This window comes from Paraburkholderia bannensis NBRC 103871 (assembly GCF_000685015.1).
Lineage (GTDB): Bacteria > Pseudomonadota > Gammaproteobacteria > Burkholderiales > Burkholderiaceae > Paraburkholderia > Paraburkholderia bannensis.
Genome location: NZ_BAYA01000017.1, coordinates 162,182 through 179,137 on the forward strand (window position 1 = coordinate 162,182; position 16,956 = coordinate 179,137).

The 16,956-nt window shown below is 57.6% G+C and carries 20 protein-coding genes; 6 read left to right on the plus strand and 14 right to left on the minus strand.

The window, feature by feature from the left end; all coding sequences use genetic code 11:
- Nucleotides 1-5 precede the first annotated feature (5 nt).
- Nucleotides 6-1,091, minus strand: a complete 1,086-nt coding sequence (locus BBA01S_RS25140; RefSeq protein WP_245641579.1) for a GPO family capsid scaffolding protein — start codon at nucleotides 1,089-1,091, stop codon at nucleotides 6-8.
- Between the two features lie 160 nt (nucleotides 1,092-1,251).
- Between BBA01S_RS25140 and BBA01S_RS25145 the strand changes: the two genes are divergently transcribed.
- Both BBA01S_RS25145 and BBA01S_RS25150 read left to right on the plus strand, forming a co-directional pair.
- A complete protein-coding gene (locus tag BBA01S_RS25145; RefSeq protein ID WP_027818855.1) occupies nucleotides 1,252-3,018 on the plus strand; it encodes a terminase ATPase subunit family protein in 1,767 nt (588 codons plus the stop codon).
- Nucleotides 3,015-4,067 carry a phage portal protein gene (locus BBA01S_RS25150; protein ID WP_027818856.1) on the plus strand — a complete coding sequence of 351 codons (1,053 nt, stop codon included), beginning with the start codon at nucleotides 3,015-3,017 and terminating at the stop codon, nucleotides 4,065-4,067. The genes BBA01S_RS25145 and BBA01S_RS25150 overlap by 4 nt, the downstream gene beginning before the upstream one ends.
- A 103-nt stretch (nucleotides 4,068-4,170) precedes the next feature.
- On the opposite strand, the gene BBA01S_RS47015 is transcribed toward BBA01S_RS25150, so the two are convergent.
- The gene (locus BBA01S_RS47015) at nucleotides 4,171-5,850 is read right to left on the minus strand and encodes an ApeA N-terminal domain 1-containing protein (RefSeq protein ID WP_156966070.1); all 1,680 of its coding nucleotides are present in this window, start codon (nucleotides 5,848-5,850) and stop codon (nucleotides 4,171-4,173) included.
- 47 nt (nucleotides 5,851-5,897) lie between these two features.
- Nucleotides 5,898-6,611, minus strand: a complete 714-nt coding sequence (locus tag BBA01S_RS47020; RefSeq protein WP_156966071.1) for a DUF6680 family protein — start codon at nucleotides 6,609-6,611, stop codon at nucleotides 5,898-5,900.
- A 531-nt stretch (nucleotides 6,612-7,142) separates the two neighbouring features.
- Between BBA01S_RS47020 and BBA01S_RS25160 the strand changes: the two genes are divergently transcribed.
- From BBA01S_RS25160 to BBA01S_RS25170, 3 genes are all read left to right on the plus strand, one after another.
- Nucleotides 7,143-7,376, plus strand: a complete 234-nt coding sequence (locus tag BBA01S_RS25160) for a hypothetical protein (protein WP_027818858.1) — start codon at nucleotides 7,143-7,145, stop codon at nucleotides 7,374-7,376.
- 63 nt (nucleotides 7,377-7,439) lie between these two features.
- The gene (locus BBA01S_RS25165) at nucleotides 7,440-7,694 is read left to right on the plus strand and encodes a type II toxin-antitoxin system HicA family toxin (protein ID WP_027818859.1); all 255 of its coding nucleotides are present in this window, start codon (nucleotides 7,440-7,442) and stop codon (nucleotides 7,692-7,694) included.
- Entirely contained in the window at nucleotides 7,691-8,050 is a 360-nt protein-coding gene (locus tag BBA01S_RS25170) for a type II toxin-antitoxin system HicB family antitoxin (protein WP_027818860.1), read from the plus strand. The genes BBA01S_RS25165 and BBA01S_RS25170 overlap by 4 nt, the downstream gene beginning before the upstream one ends.
- A 104-nt stretch (nucleotides 8,051-8,154) precedes the next feature.
- Here BBA01S_RS25170 and BBA01S_RS25175 read toward each other — a convergent pair whose 3' ends face one another.
- The 9 genes from BBA01S_RS25175 to BBA01S_RS42720 all read right to left on the minus strand — a co-directional run bounded on the left by BBA01S_RS25175 (nucleotide 8,155) and on the right by BBA01S_RS42720 (nucleotide 13,573).
- On the minus strand, nucleotides 8,155-8,814 hold the full coding sequence (locus BBA01S_RS25175) for a hypothetical protein (RefSeq protein WP_027818861.1): 660 nt from the start codon (nucleotides 8,812-8,814) through the stop codon (nucleotides 8,155-8,157).
- 135 nt (nucleotides 8,815-8,949) lie between these two features.
- Entirely contained in the window at nucleotides 8,950-9,540 is a 591-nt protein-coding gene (locus BBA01S_RS42710) for a class I SAM-dependent methyltransferase (protein ID WP_084162527.1), read from the minus strand.
- A 129-nt stretch (nucleotides 9,541-9,669) separates the two neighbouring features.
- A complete protein-coding gene (locus tag BBA01S_RS25185; RefSeq protein WP_027818862.1) occupies nucleotides 9,670-9,912 on the minus strand; it encodes a hypothetical protein in 243 nt (80 codons plus the stop codon).
- A 79-nt stretch (nucleotides 9,913-9,991) separates the two neighbouring features.
- On the minus strand, nucleotides 9,992-10,636 hold the full coding sequence (locus tag BBA01S_RS25190) for an AAA family ATPase (protein ID WP_042297858.1): 645 nt from the start codon (nucleotides 10,634-10,636) through the stop codon (nucleotides 9,992-9,994).
- Between the two features lie 73 nt (nucleotides 10,637-10,709).
- Complete coding sequence (locus tag BBA01S_RS46095) at nucleotides 10,710-10,925, minus strand: ogr/Delta-like zinc finger family protein (protein WP_245641580.1); 216 nt, start codon at nucleotides 10,923-10,925, stop codon at nucleotides 10,710-10,712.
- Complete coding sequence (locus BBA01S_RS25200; RefSeq protein WP_027818865.1) at nucleotides 10,919-11,185, minus strand: ogr/Delta-like zinc finger family protein; 267 nt, start codon at nucleotides 11,183-11,185, stop codon at nucleotides 10,919-10,921. The genes BBA01S_RS46095 and BBA01S_RS25200 overlap by 7 nt, the downstream gene beginning before the upstream one ends.
- Nucleotides 11,182-13,053 carry a replication endonuclease gene (locus BBA01S_RS42715; protein ID WP_052391882.1) on the minus strand — a complete coding sequence of 624 codons (1,872 nt, stop codon included), beginning with the start codon at nucleotides 13,051-13,053 and terminating at the stop codon, nucleotides 11,182-11,184. The genes BBA01S_RS25200 and BBA01S_RS42715 overlap by 4 nt, the downstream gene beginning before the upstream one ends.
- The gene (locus BBA01S_RS25210; protein ID WP_027818866.1) at nucleotides 13,053-13,337 is read right to left on the minus strand and encodes a hypothetical protein; all 285 of its coding nucleotides are present in this window, start codon (nucleotides 13,335-13,337) and stop codon (nucleotides 13,053-13,055) included. The genes BBA01S_RS42715 and BBA01S_RS25210 overlap by 1 nt, the downstream gene beginning before the upstream one ends.
- A gap of 5 nt (nucleotides 13,338-13,342) precedes the next feature.
- Entirely contained in the window at nucleotides 13,343-13,573 is a 231-nt protein-coding gene (locus BBA01S_RS42720) for a hypothetical protein (protein ID WP_042297859.1), read from the minus strand.
- 245 nt (nucleotides 13,574-13,818) lie between these two features.
- Between BBA01S_RS42720 and BBA01S_RS25220 the strand changes: the two genes are divergently transcribed.
- Entirely contained in the window at nucleotides 13,819-14,148 is a 330-nt protein-coding gene (locus BBA01S_RS25220; protein ID WP_027818867.1) for a helix-turn-helix domain-containing protein, read from the plus strand.
- Between the two features lie 97 nt (nucleotides 14,149-14,245).
- Here BBA01S_RS25220 and BBA01S_RS25225 read toward each other — a convergent pair whose 3' ends face one another.
- Nucleotides 14,246-15,277: a GGDEF domain-containing protein gene (locus BBA01S_RS25225; protein ID WP_027818868.1), complete on the minus strand. Its 1,032-nt coding sequence runs from the start codon at nucleotides 15,275-15,277 to the stop codon at nucleotides 14,246-14,248.
- Between the two features lie 181 nt (nucleotides 15,278-15,458).
- On the minus strand, nucleotides 15,459-16,793 hold the full coding sequence (locus tag BBA01S_RS25230; protein WP_027818869.1) for an MFS transporter: 1,335 nt from the start codon (nucleotides 16,791-16,793) through the stop codon (nucleotides 15,459-15,461).
- Between the last annotated feature and the right edge of the window lie 163 nt (nucleotides 16,794-16,956).

Here is a 16,956-nt window from a genome sequence, read left to right on the forward strand (position 1 = left end):
TTCGCTTAGCAGTCGGTCTTGTGGCCGTCGTGCGTGCCGGTTGCAGTCGGCCGCACTGCGCCCGCCGGTTGCGTCGATAGCGTCTGCGTCAGCTCGGCGAGCTTCTTCGCCGTCGCGGTGTGCGCCTCGCGTTCGGTCTTCAATTCGACTTCCAGCTTCGTGAGCTGGTCGGCGAAGGTGTCGGCGCGCGTGGCCTGCTCGCGGGAAAAGGTAGCGAGCATTTCGACGGCCTGCGTCATGTCGCTGAATCGCTTGTCGTCGTTGGCGCCCTTCTCTTTCACGAAGCCAAGGATTTCGCCCACGCGCTTGAAGAGTGCCGCGCCGGCGGCGATTGGCGTCTGGGTCGTGGCTTCGAATTCGAGCGTAGTTTCTTCGCAGGCAGTGAACAGGTTGCCGGGCGATTGCTTGCGGTGTGCGAGCGGATTGTTTTCGCCCTGCGTCGCGGCAAAGGTCAGCATTTGGGTGCCGAGACTTGCGGGGCTGTCGGTGATTGCCAGACCGATCAGATATGCCTGCTTGGTGTCCGCGAATGAGGGATTAATCTCGATCGACGTGTACACCTTTTGGCGGGCGTTCGATAGGTCGATCAGCTCCTGCGTCGGCGCCACCTGCGCGAACAGTGCGAGCTTGCCCTTGAGCGGGCCGTCAGCGATTTGCTCGGCCGAAAGTCCGATCACGTCGCCATAGGCGCCGAAAGGACTCGAATTCGCGTCGCCCGTCATGGGCGCCATGCCGCGAATGTGCTCGCAGTTGACGCGTGCGCCGTAGAGTTCAGGGTCGTACTGGCCAGCCATCTGCTGAATCCAGTCGCGCTCAATGCTACGGCCGTCCGTCGTCGCGCCTTCGACTGCGACGCGGAATTTTTTCGATGTGATCGCGTGGTTACCGCTCGCCGCCGCAATCTGTCCAACGCCGAGCACGCCAGCCGCAGCGGAGCCAGCGACGCCGAGCACGTCGGCACTGTGCGCGCCGGTCGCAATCATGCTCGACGCCGCATGTGCGTCGACTGCGAACACCGCAGCGATCGAACCGATGGCGGCAGCGATGAAAGACAGGTTGCGCTTTCGCATCGACAGGCTTCGCTTTTGCATCGTTTGCACTCCGAACAAGGGGCTTATGTGTTGGGTTCGTAAATCGTGTAAGTGAATGTTGCCGGTGATGACGGGCGACGGCAATCAGTTGAAAACGTGGCGCGGCCGGGTACAAATTGAACTGCTGCGCGCGCGCGCGTTGGGCGGGTACGCTTCTGCCATGCTCGACATCACGGACAACCCAACTACGACCGCAGACCCGCGAAAGGCTGCACGCGCGCTCTACTGGCAAGGGTGGCGCGTGTCGTCGATCGCGCGTCATCTGAACCTGAACCGCTCGACCGTCGAGACGTGGAAGCAGCGCGAAAATTGGGATAAGACGTCGCCCATTGACACGATCGAGCTGACGACAGAAATGCGCGTCAATGCGTTGATCGCGAAAGAGAAGAAAGATCCAGGCGATTACAAGGAAATCGACCTGCTGATGCGCCAGCTCGAACGCGTCGCACGCGTGCGCAAGTACAGCGAAACGGGCAAGGAATCGGATCTCAACCCGAACATTGAGGCGCGCAACGCAGCGCCGAAGAAAAAGCAGACGCGCAACGAATTCAGCGACGAGCAGGTTGCACGCTTGCACGAGGCATTTCTTGATTGCCAGTTTGACTACCAGAAAGTCTGGTATCGGAACGGCCATCAACGCACACGAAATATCCTTAAATCGCGGCAGATCGGTGCGACGTTCTATTTCGCGCGCGAAGCGCTCGACGACGCCTTGCAAACCGGCCGGAACCAGATTTTTCTATCTGCGAGCAAGGCGCAGGCGCACGTTTTCAAGCAGTACATTGCGCAGTTTGCGCGCGAGGCCGCCGACGTAGATTTGACGGGCGATCCAATCGTTTTACCGAACGAGGCGACGCTTTATTTTCTCGGCACGAATGCCCGTACGGCGCAGAGCTATCACGGCAATCTGTACGTCGACGAATATTTCTGGATCGGCCGTTTCAAGGAGCTTCAGAAAGTCGCTTCTGGCATGGCGATGCACAAGAAATGGCGCGAAACGTATTTTTCGACGCCATCGAGCCTTGCGCATCAGGCCTACACGTTCTGGAACGGCGAGCACATCAATCGCGGCCGTGCGAAGGCCGACCACGTTCACTTCGACATAACGCACGAAGCGCTTGCGCGCGGTCGGCTTTGCGAGGACGGCCAGTGGCGCCAGATCGTCACGGTTGAGGATGCCGTGCGCGGCGGCTGCACGTTGTTCGACCTTGAGGAGTTGCGGCGCAAGTACAGCCCAGAGGATTTCGCCAATCTGCTGATGTGCCAGTTTATCGACGACACGGCGTCGATTTTCACGCTGGCGAACCTACAGCGCTGCATGGTCGATTCGTGGGAGGTGTGGGACGACGTTGAGCCGCTGATGCTTCGCCCGTTTGGTTTCCGTTCAGTGTGGGTCGGCTATGACCCGGCGCTAACGGGCGACTCCGCGGCACTCGTCGTCATCGCGCCGCCCGTGGTTCCCGGTGGCCCGCTGCGCGTGCTGGAAAAGCATCAATTTCGCGGCATGGATTTCGAGGCGCAGGCCGAGAGAATTAAGGAAATCACGCAGCGCTACAACGTCGCCTACATGGCGATCGACACGACCGGCATTGGCCAGGGCGTCTATCAGCTCGTGCGCCAGTTCTACCCGGCCGCCGTGGCGTTCAACTACTCGCCCGAGGTCAAAGGCCGTCTTGTGCTCAAAGGCTTGTCGGTGGTGAACGGCGCGCGCCTTCAGTTCGATGCTGGCTGGACGGATATGGCCGCTGCTTTCATGGCGATCAAAAAGACCGTCACCGCGAGCGGCCGGCATGTCACCTACGAGGCTGGCCGGAGCGAAGAAGTCGGCCACGCCGACCTTGCCTGGGCCGTCCTGCACGCAATTTCAAACGAGCCGCTGGAAGGCATGGCGGCCCGCACATCTGGATTTATGGAGATTTCCTCATGAAAGCGAGAAACCGACGCGCGCAGCAGCGCGCACAGACTGAACAGGTAGCAGCCCCACTTACCGCAAGTAGTGCCCCGGCGGGCGCCAGCGCGTTCACGTTCGGCGATCCGATGCCGGTCATGAACCGCGCCGAGCTGCTCGATTACGCCGAGCTGGTGAGCTACAACGGCTGGTATGAACCGCCGATCAGTCTTGCAGGTCTCGCGAAGTCGTTCAGGGCGGGCACACACCACGCGTCAGCGCTCTACTTCAAGCGAAACGTGCTCGCGTCGACGTTTATCCCGCACCCACTGCTCTCGCGCGATACGTTCCGGCGTTGGGCGCTCGACTTCCTGATGTTCGGCAATGGCTACATGGAGCGCCAGAAAAACCGGCTTGGCGGCACGTTGCGATTTGAGGCGGCACCCGGCAAGTACATGCGCCGCCGGGTCGATATGGTGAGCTACGCGCAAACCGACGGCTGGAAAGTGGTGCACGAATTCGAGGCTGGCACTGTCCATCACCTGATTGAGCCCGACGTTAATCAGGAGGTCTACGGGATGCCCGAATACCTGGGTGCCCTGCACGCTGCCTGGCTGAACGAGTCATCGACGCTTTTCCGCCGGCGCTACTACGAGAACGGCAGCCATGCGGGCTTCATCCTGTATTTGACGGACGCCGCGCAAAGTCAGGATGATGTCGACGCACTGCGCGACGCCCTCAAAAGCGCCAAGGGGCCGGGTAACTTCCGGAACCTGTTCTACTACGCTCCGAACGGCAAAAAGGACGGGCTTCAGCTTATCCCGGTTTCCGAGGTCGCGGCGAAGGACGAGTTTTTCAACATCAAGAACATCACGCGCGACGACCTGCTCGCGGCGCATCGTGTGCCGCCCCAATTGCTCGGCATCGTGCCGAGCAATACGGGTGGCTTCGGTGCGGCCGATACGGCGGCGAAGGTATTCGGGCGCAATGAGATCACGCCGCTACAGTCACAATTTCTAGCGTTTAACGAATGGGTTGGTGATGAAGTCGTGAAATTCATGCCATACAGTATTGATCCTTTGTCTTAACACCCGCCCGTCGGCAATGGAGTGCTGGCGCTCCAAATACTAGGCTCGCCAGCATCAATGCGGAAGGCTGAGTTAATGTAACTCGACCCACTTTATATCCGAATCAGTCAGATGAGGTGTGGGCCTCGAACAGAATGGGATTTATAAAATCAATTATCTCGCTCCCACTCTCAATATACATTCTCGAAATCATTTTGACTGTTCTGTCAGTAACATCGAAAAATTTGGCCAAGTCTTGACTTTCGGAGGATTGCTTCTTTTCTTTGAAAAGATTTTCTTGATATTTTTCAGTAAAGTCGGAAAGATATTTAATCGCTCCATCTTTTTCGATATCAAAACAGGCAAACATCTTCATTTTTGGCTTCGCCTCATTTCGAATTTTATCGAAATTCTCCTTTCCTAAAGAGATGAATTTAGCCGCTCCAGTTACGCGCTCTAGATGCGTCCGATTTATTTTTGCACTCCAAACTAAATTGCAATGCGTACGATCGACGCAAGAAATGAAATCTTTTTCATCGAAACCAAAATCATAAAATGCAAAATACGTTAAGAGCAACGCGATCTTTTCCGTGAGGGCGGGAATTTCGTCTTCCACAGTTTTTTCATGATCTATCGAGTTCCCGTGCGCCATTGCATCTCGAAATTTCTTCAAAATAAGAAAGTCATCTTCATCGATGTCTATTATTTTAAGAATATCCGCATTCATTTTGGATGTTACGTGATTGAATTTATCCTTAAAGTTTTTATCGTCCGTCCCAAAAATGGCGGTTGCGAGTTCAATCAATTTAGTTTGCTTGCTCGACGGAATTCCGGAAATTCGCTTAACATCTCGCGTGAAACGTTGAATTTTTTTGGTAGTTGTTTTAATTGACTTCTTTAAATCGGAGGAGTGAAGGTCGACATAGGAGTCAAGCAATGTCATGTACGCAAGAACCTTATATTCCCAGAAATCTCGATATCGTTTCATTGCTGCCAGACGCACCCAGCCTGGATCTTTCAGCGCGGACGAGAAATATCGCTGAACTACCGTTTGCCATTTCCCAATCAATAAATCAGGTTTTATGAAGTAATTCAACCCGAATTTTTTTGACTTCGAGTCTACAACCTCGGGTTTTGAGTAATATTGGAAAAATACAGAACGAGTCTGACGTTGCTTATTTCGTACGTATACATTTTTCAACGAAATTGGGTGCGCAAGTAAAATTGTGAAAAGCACGCCCACACCGAAAGCAATATCAAAAATATCGCCTATTTTCAGATATTCGAGTTTTTTTTCAATCACAAAACGTGTTGATTCCTTGAGTAAGACACCGTTTTCCGTTTCCTCTGTTTCAGTTCGAGGTTCAATTTCAATAGAAAACTCCAGTGCATCATGTTTTACGTCTGCGCGAACAGAATCAGGATGATGCAACCAGTTGAGATTTTTTCCTGGTTCCCCTTTTATAAATCTATTTTGGAAATACCAGCTTGAGATATCTGAAAACTCAATTTCTGCGCAATCGAACTCATTGTCCGTTTCGCCCAAAACAATAAATTTTGCATATATTGCATTGGATGAAAACTCGCAGTCAAAAAGTGTAAATATTAAATTATCATCCGCGCGAGCAATTATCTTGTCGCATTTTCCGCCATCAACGAGTTTTTTTGTTACATTAAACCCGAATTTCAAAGATATGAGTTTTGATGGGCCAAAATCTAAATTTGCCTTACCTAACTCCCCAAGATCCTTGTGACTAACATCGACCGTCGAATTATAGTTTGTATCGAAATCTATGTATTTCATTGCTGTAAAATTTAAGGAAATGTAGGATGGTGTTCGATTAACCCGCGTCACCCAATTTCATTATTTCGATGGAGTCGCGCTGTACTGTTGTTGTTGGCTGGCACAAGACGATCCAAGATTTCGGTTAATCTGGTTGATAGCTCTGCCTGATTCGAAATTAACCGTTCTTGTAAGTCCCTCTGTTGCGCCGCGGCATCCGCTGGGAAGTGGATGGCACGAACATCTAACGGCAAGCTTCGATCACCGGCTAATAGTTCAAGCGACAAGCGCCGAAGCATGTTCTGTTCAAGTTCGACTGTTCCATGCGCTTCTGGGGAGTAACTGCCAGACTTAAGTTGCTGCCGTTCAAACTTGTAGTTTGTCGCGATCGCCATGCGCTCTAGCAAGCTTGTAAATAATTCGTCGCCTTTCCCATTCCAAACTTTTTGTTCATTGTCCGTTTTGGGGCGCTGTTCGAGCGGCACTGAAAGATGAGCGTGGTAATTGTGCCAAGCATCGAGCACTGCCTGTAGCTTTGCGCTACGCAAGGGAACTCCGAGTATCCGCCGCCCGTAGAACGCTAAGTCGATCGAATTCAAGGCACGCACATGATCGACGGATACGCGAGTCTGCCGCGTTGCCATCAAAACGGTGAAGACGGTTTGCCGACGGTTTGTGGCTTCGCGCGCCCTTTCCACCCACTTCTGCGCTTGAACGGCAAGAACTGGCCCGAGCAATGTCGCTCCGACCATTACGTAGTCGGTTGATGCTAATTGAATCATTGTCGCTTCCCCATGGCGATTGATTAACGTTAACTACTGATGATCATTTTTTATAGCGCTAACAAGATCAGTGCAATCGTCTGAATTTTGCATCAAATTGCGTTAACCGACACGATGGTCAGAGGACTTTTCGCAATAGCACCCACGGCCGTCATCAACGATTCGTTGCCGCAACAGATCTCGCGTGTTTAGAAGACCGCAGGCGGGGAGGGGGACTGCGTTTTTTGGCGTTCAGGGTGGGGTGATCGCGCCCTATCCCGTCCGAAACTGCGAAAGTCACGCTCAAACGCCCCGCCTCGTCGCTTCCCCGGCTCGCCACGCGCCTGCCAGCGGTCAGAGGTCGTGCGCCCATATCGCACGGCGCATCGGCTCCTAGCGCCTCCTATCGGTTCGCATCCAGCTTTACTGGTTTCACCAACGGTAGTTATACTGTATATCCATACAGTGTTTTCTGAATCTAGCATGCCTCACCGGCCACCTCTACCCGCCTCTCGCCTTGCCGAAATTTGGGACGAAAGCCCGACACCGCTCGTGCTTGAACTGCTTTGGGAGATTCACCGGCTGCGCTCGACGATCAGGCGCGCCAATCAGGTGCGGCACTTCATTGGCGAGCATCACGGTGGAGTGCCCTATTCGGTTTGGGAATGTTTCGAGCGCGAGCTTGCCGCCGAGCCTTGCTTGACCGACCCGCCGACGCCGAGGCAGCGTGCGATCGTCGACGGAATGGTTGCGAGACGTGAGGCCGAGAGGAAGAAAAAAGCCTAGAATCGGCTAGGTGATATCATTTTTTGATTGCACGTTGATAGCACTTTTTGCTATCATTCTTGCATGAAAACGAAACACGCCCGCACCCTCGCCGCGATCTACACGAAACCGACTTTGGGAGGCATCGTGTTTTCGGATATCGAATCGCTCGTCGTCGCCCTGGGCGGCGAAATCCACGAAGGCGCCGGGTCGCGCATCGCCTTCGAGCTGAACGGCCAGCGCCGCTACCTTCATCGTCCGCATCCGGGCAAGGAAGCAAAGCGCTATCAGGTCGAAGACATGCGCGACTGGTTCAACGATATGGGAATCAAGCCATGAGCAACGCCATGACCTACAAGGGATATTTCGCCCGCATTGACTTCGACGGGCGCGACAACATTTTCGTCGGGCATGTGCTCGGCGTTGACGACAAGATCAGTTTCCACGGTTCGACCGTCGACGAACTGATGACCGATTTTCATGCGGCCGTCGATCACTACCTTTCTGACTGCGAGGAAAGCGGTCGCAAGCCGCAGAAGCCGGCTTCGGGCAAGCTGATGCTCCGCATTGACCCCGACATTCATGCACGCGTCGGCATCGCTGCTGCGGTGTTGGGCGAGAGCGTGAATCAGTGGTCAGAGGAAGTGTTGGGCCGCGCGGCGCGCGAAGTGTTGGAGCGCGCAGCTCACGCCTGATATCGCGTTTGCAAAAGAAAAACGCCGCCTCGTGTATCCATGTGGGCGGCTCTTTTGCGAGATAGCATATGTCGAAATGGGCGTCGATATTGCCCCCTGCGGTCTTATCTGTGCGTTCGATTCGCCCGTAGCCATTCATCGGCCCGATGCAACAGCGCATTGAGAGATTCATGAACAAGCGTATCGCGGTTCTTCAACTCACCGGCATATCGAACTAGTTCATTCACCTTATGTTGAAAGCGAATCTCTCGATCTTGGCCATGGTAGCTCGCCTCGAAATTTATCAAATCCGTTACGAGGTGATTGTTCAATTGAAAGGAATAAATCAGGCCTTTGGCCTTGGCGTAGGTAACGATAATTAGGCGGCGAAGCTCCTCATCGTCAACCTTTCCGACTTGCGAAGAAGTTCGGTTGTAGACCGTGAATGCCTCCGTGGTAACCGGAAACAGAGCATTGAAAAATTGGTTCTCTTGCACGGCCAATAACCTGTTCCGCGCGCCAGTGCTGTACCCCTCCCAAACGGCGCTAACTTCCTCTCGGATAGCCTGAACGAATGCGTGAACTTCGTCCTGGCTGCGTCGTTCAGCGTCGAGATACTGACGGTGAAAAACCCAGACAGCGATGATGATGGCCCCGACAGAGCCGACTGCTTGAACCCATGCGGCGACATCGGACGAATGCTCTATGGGCCAGTGGAAGAACGCAGCGCCGCAGATCACTACGAACAGTGCAAAGAGCGGCGCTTGCCATTGGTCTAATTTCATTGTTGGTTCCCCGTGGTCTTTGGCAGCACTTTAGCCTGGCGCGGTTACGCTGTGTATTGTTCTCAGGGCGTGGAAGATGAAACGGGGCCGCTGCGTGTCCTCACGCGGCGGCCCCGTTTCTTCGCCTCTTGCCTGCTACTTGACTGCTTCCAGTTCCCACAGAAGATGAGAAAGGCCACCTTTTAGAAAACGGCGGTGCAGATTCCGCATGGTCTTTCGGAATGAACGGTCGGCGATGTGTGCGTTCTTCTCCGCAACCCACTCAATGCGCAGTGGTTTAAAGTCCCCGCGAAAGCCGTAGTTTCGACCGTACGCAGTGGCGCCGCAAAAGTATTGGTGCGTCTCGTCAGTGATGATGTTCACATGCGTCGGATCGACGAGCGCTTTCGGAGACGGGAAAGCTGGCGTCATCGCATAGAACTTGCCACCCGGCTTCAGTACGCGATGAACCTCATTCATCAGCTCCACAAACGGCAAACGAATCTGCCCGTCAACCGCGAGCTGGCGCGGAACGTGTTCAATGAAATCGAATGCCGAAACGGAGTCGAATGAATCCGCTTCAAACGGAATCGACTCCAGCGCGAGATTTGCCCTTCGGTATTCGAACGGGCTTTCGTCCATAAAGCCGCCGTGCACGTCGATGCCGGCCAGCCCCGTAAACCCGTACGGATTGCGAGGTTGCATCCCGCAACCCAAATCCAAGTGTCGCCCCTCTTTCACGATCATCTAACCCCGGTCTAACGTCACGATTCTTGTTTGATCTGGCACCTTGTAATGCGCAGAAAGATTTGGAAGCGAATCGTAACGTAAACATCAGACAAATGTCGGCATGCCCGCATGACGCGGGCAGTTGACTCACTCCGAGGCGATGAACCTCGCCATCGCGAGGTTGATTGCAGCAGCACGGGATAGACCAAGCTGGGCGGCGCGCACGTCGAATCGCTTTAACAGATCCACGTCGATGCTCGGGCTTATCACCTCTTTCCGCCGGCGGGCTGGTGACGCGGCCGGCGCGTGCGCGGCGTCAGGCGCGCCAGCGATGAATTTCTCTGCGTCGCTCGCCTGTTTCGAGGCACCGGGCCGTTTCGTGATTGCCATACTTTCCCCCAGGTTGATATCAGTTTGATATCAACTTGCCATCTGTTCGATATCGTTTCGATGGCAAATTGATATGCCCTTAAACGCCGAAAATCGCCGCCGTCAGACGATCCATTTCCGCACATGCGATCAGGTCTCGGCGGGCCATTTCTTCGACATGCAGGCCGGCACCACAGGCATTCGCAAACGCCTTGCGTCGCCCCAGGCGGAAAGGAAGCAGCTCAACTTGCGAGAAGTCAGCGAGCGCGGCGGCCGCGTCGCGATTGTCTGGGCCGCCGGCATCGGCGGCATTCAGGAAGGCATAGGCAGTTAGCTCGCGGACGGCTCGCGCCTCGTCGATGAGCTGCATCATGTCGTGCATGGCCCACACGTCGAACGTGCGCGGCAGGCATGGAATCGCGACGGCATCGCAGACCGTTAGAGCAGCCCGCAGCGCGCTCGAATCGCGGCCGCCGGCGTCGATCACCACGAAGTCATAGGCGTCACGCTGCTGGAGCACCTGGGTGCGCAGCGTGCGTCCATCGGCATAGGCCGAGGCCGCAATTGCAGGCCGCCCGCTCTCGGCGCGCAGCGTAATCGCCGTTACGCTGGTTTGCTGGCGATCGCCGTCGACGTGCCACACGCGCGCGCCTTCGCGTGCCAGTCCGATTGAGAACTGGAGAGAGGTCGTCGATTTCCCCGTGCCCCCCTTCGAGCTGCCCACCACTACTGTTTTCGTTGTCATACGCTCCCCCGAGCAGAATGAGACATTGGGCCGATATCAACGCGATATCGGCCAGAAAGCTTTGTGCAGCGCGCTATTCGTTGAATTGCAGCGAAGCCGTTTCGCGCCTTGCGCGGCGCGGAATCGGTGTTTCCGGCGGAAACATGTCGATTCGCGTCCGGTATGAGTGCCCGCAAGTAACGTCATCACACTGAAAATCGAGCAGCCACGACGTTGGCGATACCTTCTCGATACCGCGTGCGATCCCATGCGACTGGCAATGCGGGCATTTGATGGTGAACCTCAGCATGTCGCCCTCGCGAGCGCGAGCGTGGTGCGCGCGTTAAAGCCGCCGCGAAGGCGCGTCGATGGCCTGACTTCGAGCGCCACGTCGGCGCGTGGCTTCGCGGACGCCGACAGAGAAAAGAGGATTTCGAAGCCAGCCGGCGTGCGATAGCCGCAGTCCTCGCAGACGAAATACATGCGCCGCATGGTGTCGGACAGCCCTTCCGTATGCCGAGCGTGGATTTCGCCATCGCAGCAAGGACATTCGATTTTCATGGTCGTCATTCCGGTCTCCGGTCAGTACGAATTGCGCCGCCCCCGGCGAAACTCATGGCCGCGCCGTCGAATTCGTCATCGAACGGTGCGGCCGTGTGGTGTTGAAAGCCCGGCTCTGCGGCCGGTCGCGTACAGTTATTCACACGAGTCCAAGGCGCGCGCTGCGCGCGCTCCAAACCCACAGCCTGCGTGCGCGATCCCGCGCGCACGACTTCCCACTGATATCGCTTCGAATCGACAGTCACGGTGCGCGGCAAAACGTCGATCCAGTTGCCGATCGCGTCGCGCACCTTGGCGATTTCGAAATACTCGATGCCGACCGGCTTTGCGGCCGACTCTTCGCCGTAGGCCGTTCGCGAGCCATCCCGAAACTTGGCCAGGCGCACGCGGTAGTCGCGGCCGCAATGCACGCCGCCCTGCGCGTTGACGTAGTGATCCCAGGCCACTGACGCGTTTTCGCGCCCTTCCAGTTTGGCGACGCGGTTCACTGCGTTGTGTGCCGCGCGCACATGCGCGGGCGCGTCGGCCGGAACTGATTCGACGCGGCGCAGCTCGCGCCAGATCGTCACCGGCGGCCCGCCAAGCTGCTGAAACTGGCGAATGCGCCAGCGGGACGCCCACGCTTCGACGCGCGCAGACGTTTCGAGCGCGTCGTTTCCGATCAGGTCTTTGTCGAGCTTGTAGCCGTCGATGTTCTTGGCGACGTACTTCGCGATATAGGCTGCGGCCGTGCCTTTCGTTGCATCCATGCGCTTGAAATCGCAACGCTTCTCCTGCGCACCGGCTTCGTCGCCGTCCATTTCGAGCGCGTAGCGACGCACGGTCGATTCAACGATTTCATCGTGTGCCGGCTGGTAGAACACGAGCAGGTGCCAGTGCGGCGTACCGTCGTGTTGCGGCTCGGCAATGCGGAAGCCATAGAGCGTGATGCCACGGCGCGCGAGTGAGGCGCGAATACGCGCCCACACGCCGCGCAGATAGACTTGCGCTTCGTCGGGTTTCGTCCCGTCGTAACGCTTGTTTCGGATCGCACGGGCGCCTGACATCTTGAAGGCGTGCATTTTCGAAGGGCATGTGAGCGTCAGGAACAGGCCGGTATGCGCAGAGGCAATCGCAATGCGTTCGAAGCCGGCGATACGCGTCATCAGCTCCGCGCGGCGAACGGCCTTGTTTGCCGGGCCTTTCGCTGACAGCTCGGCAAGCGTGAATTCCTGGTCGGTGTCGAGGTTGCGCGCGATCGTGCTTTCAAGCATTTGCGCATTGCGGTCGTTCTGCGCGCGACGCGCAGTGAGGCCTTCATTCGACACGTACACGTCGCGCGTGCGGTTCACGAGGCCGAAGTCGATTGCGGCCGATTCAACCGCCCGCGCGTGCGCTCGGCGCAGGCGCATCGTCCACCACTTCGGCGCGATCATGCGGCGCACAGCGCCTTCGTCTGAAATCCGGCCCGTTGCCGGCTTCACGCTGCGCGACTCGCAGAAATGGGCGAGCATCGTGCGCGCTTCCTGCGTCTCAAGCGGTGCCAGTTCCAGCGCCGTAATGCCGGCCGCCTGCGTGCCGCATCGCCCTGCTTCCTGCCACGCAGCAAGCGAAAGCAGGCGCAGGCGCGCCTGTTCCGCGCATTCCTGCGCGTATGCGATTACGTCGTGATCCTGCGCATCGAGCGACAGCTCGTCACTCACTGCATGGCCGGCGAGCGTCGCGACTGTCTCGCGCAAAGCGACGTTCGCCGCGCGCTGCGCGTCATTCTGCGCGGTGACCTTCTTCGAATTGAAGGACGCGCGGCGGCGATCCCACTCGCGCATCAGGTTGGCCTGCCAGCGACGCGGGAACGGCGCGACGAGGCCTGCGGCCCATACGTCGTTTGCGCCGAGCATTACGCAAAGCCCCGCACGGTGCGGGAGATTGCAGCCCAATACGCATCAGGCGTCACGTTCACGCGGCGCGGCGTCGTGCTTTGCTCCACGCCGCGCGCTGTTTTGGCCGTGGTGAGAATGGATTTGATGCGGGACAGCTCTGCATCGCCGCGCGCCGTGGCGCGGATATGCGCGACGCTTGGCGCGGGCTGCGGCTTGAAAGACAGGTGCGAATCGCCTGCATAGCCGATATCGCCGTCTTCAATGCGCCCCGCGATTTCTTCGAAAGCGGTTGCCTTGCGCATAGCGATTACGCGCCAAGCCAGTAGAAAAAACGGTCGAGCGCACGAGCTACGCGCGACGGTCGACGATAGAACGGGCCTTCGATGGTGAACCCGCCGAGTGCCGCCGGATGAACCGGCACGACGGTTTTCAGAGAGCAGTTGCGACGGGCGCGAATTGCAGCGATCGAACCCTTATTGACCGCGAATCGTTGCGAACCCGTGAGAGCTGTAACCGATTGTTGCTGTGAAACCTGCATTTTCCGACCCCCTACTCAACCCCAAGAGCGATGAATTCTGCGAAACATCGCCCCTGCGGCCGGGTAGCAAATCCAGCACTGGCGGGGTTGAGGGCCAGGTGCAAGGGCGACGGACGGAGAATAGTTGATCTTCCTCGTACTAGTCAAGATGACTCGTACGTTCAAGTTTGAACAACGTTGCAGCAGGTCGAGCGTTCGACTAACCTTGACGCCAAGGTTGAATTTGATTTGTAAGGGGTTTTTAAATGAGAACCACGATTGAATGGCTCGATGCCGCGAAGGCGCGGCTTGACTTGCAGTCTGACTACGCGGCCGCGAAAGCGCTCGGTGTGACCCGCTCCACGATCAGCGGCTATCGAACGGGCCGGTCGGTGTTCGATGAAAAGACCTGCATTCGCGTCGCAGAGATTCTCGGAATTGATCCGCTAGAAGTGATCGCTTCTGCGCGCGTTGAGAGCGCGAAAGATGCCGAAACGCGAGGCGTTTGGATGCACGCCCTGGAAATTTTTTCCAAGGGTTTTCGTCTGCTGGCGCTACCCGCTAATGCTTGTGGGGCTTGGCTCCCACAGGTGTAACGCCAGCTAAATTAGCTTTTCCGAAAGATTAGTTTTTATCTTATGTTAAATAAGATTGGCTAACGGAAACTGAGTTCCTACTTTCACGCAATCCCACTCACTCAAACCCCCACACACTTTTCCCAGCCCTCACAGCATGCCGTGCGCGCTTGACGCGATACATCTGCTGATCCGCAAGCTCCAGCGCCTGAGCAACCGTAAGAAAGCGAACCGCCACACCACCAGCCTGCGCGCCGGAGTAATTCAAACTGACGCTCGCCAGAACATAATCGCCAACCGTAGCCGCGGACAGCCGGCCTGCAATCTGCTCAGCCTGCACCGAAGCCTTTGCAAAATCCGCCGACACCGATCCAGCAAACGCAAACCGTCCAGCGCCGATGTACGCAAGCTGCCCATCCTCCGAAGCAGCACCCTGCAAGCGCTCGGCGCAAGCCTGCAAAAACTGGTCGCCCACGCCATGCCCGCGTTGATCGTTCAGTTCCTTGAAACCTTCCAGATCGACGATGCAAACCCCAACATACGACCCGTCCGCTGACGATTTCGCCAGCAGTCGCCCAAGCTCCTCCTGCATCGCCCGGCGGTTCGGCAAGCCGGTCAGGTCGTCGATAAGCGCGCGTCGCGCGAGATGTTCGTTAGCCAGCGTGAGCTGCTCGATGAGCCGTTCGCGCTCGATATGCTCCGATATCAGCTTGGCGAACACATTCAGCGCGCTGCGTGCCCGTGAACTGATCTCCACGCTCTCGCGGCTGATCCCGCAAATCGTGCCGATCACCGCGCCGTTTTCCGCGCAGACCGGTGCGCTCGCGTAGGTACAGATTTCCAGATCGGCGGCGGCGCGTGAATCACCCCAGATTTCTTTCACGTTGCTGACCACGCGCCGCCCGCTCTCCAGGCTGCGCTTGCACAAGGTGTCGAACCACTGCACCTGCAGGCCTTCCAGAATCTGCGCACGCCCTTCGTTGCGCGAGTAGAGAACCGTCTGGACTTCGCGGCTGAAGTCGATCGACGTGAGATAAGTCGATTCGAGGCCGGTCAGAATCCCCAGCATTTCGAGCAGAGGCCGCACGAGCCCTTCCAGGCTCTGGGCGGCAGCAACTTTCTGGGAAAGCCCTTCAAGCAATTCGTCCATAACTGAGGTTTGGATATGCGTGTGGCATAGATCGCCGGGAAACTGTGCGTCGCACAGTAGCAGCTTTTTTCCCGGCAATCCACGCCCGTTTGTACGCGTTCCGCGCCTCGGCGTTCAATGCTTTCGGTCGCCTGAAAAGTCCCCTGCTTTCGCGCCCAATACCAATAGCAACGCCAGACGCTCAGCGCACATCGCCCGAAACCGGCACGCGGCGCATCGTCGTTTCACCGGGTTCGGACGCTTCGGCCGATCCAGGCGAAGCGACAACTTCGCTGCCCCCTTCGACGTGCGATAGATCGCGGCCACGCGTTTCCGGCAGCAGCATCGCCGCCGTCACGACCAGCAGGTACGACGCACACGCGCACAGCCCCATCGCCGCACCCAGCTCGACGCGGGCGCCCAGCAAGCCCACCAGCGTCGGCATGATGGCGCCCACCGCCCGTCCCGCGTTGCCGCACAAGCCTTGCGCCGAGGCCCGGATGCGCGTCGGGAACAGTTCCGCGAGATAAGCGCCCGTGCCTGCCGCCGTACCCGATTGCAGCGTCCCCAGCACGAAGCCGAGCACGAGCGTCACCGGCAAGGTAATCGGCGTGAGCGTGTAGACGGCCACCGCCACGGCCTGCAAACAGGCGATCACGATAAACGTGCGGCGGCGTCCAAATCGATCGGCCATCCAGCCATTGAGGAACGCGCCCGCGAACGAGCCCAGAATGTTGATCGCCAGATAGCCGCCGACGTTGGTGATCGACAGATGCAGCACGAGTTTCAGGTACGCGGGCAGCCACGTAATCATCACGTAGTTGCCGCCGTAGATGCCGAACGTGAGCAGGATCGCCTTGAGCGTCGTCGCGCGCAGCGGGCGCTCGAACACGGCCCAGATGCCCGGGCGGTCGGCGTCGGCGGTCTGGGCGCGCGTCTGCGCGAACACCGGCGCTTCTTCGATATAGCGGCGAATCCACAGCACCAGCAGTGTCGGCAACAGGCCGATGGCGAACAGGACGCGCCACGCCAGCGCCGGTTCAAGCGTGCTGAAAATGAGTGTCGAGAGCAGCACGGCCACGCCGTAACCCACGGCCCAGCCCGCCTGGAGCGAGCCCACCGCGCGGCCGCGCACCTGCGGCCGGATGGTTTCGCTGATGAGCACCGCGCCCACGGCCCATTCGCCGCCGAAGCCCAGCCCTTGCAGGCCGCGCGTGACCATCAGTTGCCAGAACGAATCCGTGAAGGCGGACAGCAGCGTGAACGCCGAGAACCACAGGATCGTGATCTGCAGGATGCGCACGCGCCCGTAGCGATCCGCCAGGATGCCCGCGATCCAGCCGCCGAGCGACGCCATGATGAGCACGGTCGTGCCCAGCAGCCCGGCTTCGCCGCGCGTCATGCCCCACAGGGCGATCAGCGTGGGAATCGCGAGCGCGTACATCTGCGTGTCCATCGCGTCGAGGCCCCAGCCGCTGAAACAGGCCCAGTACGTGCGTTTCTCCGGCTTCGTCAGCTCGGTGTACCACTTGAACATGCGTTGTCTCCGTGAACCATGCCCTTTGCATTGGGTTCGACGATACAAAAAACGCACGGCACCGCGACATCGAGGGTAAACGTGGAGGTGATGGGGATGGCGTCTTCGATAGGCAGCGAATCGCACACGAAACGCCCGCAATATCAGCCGATTGCATGACGAA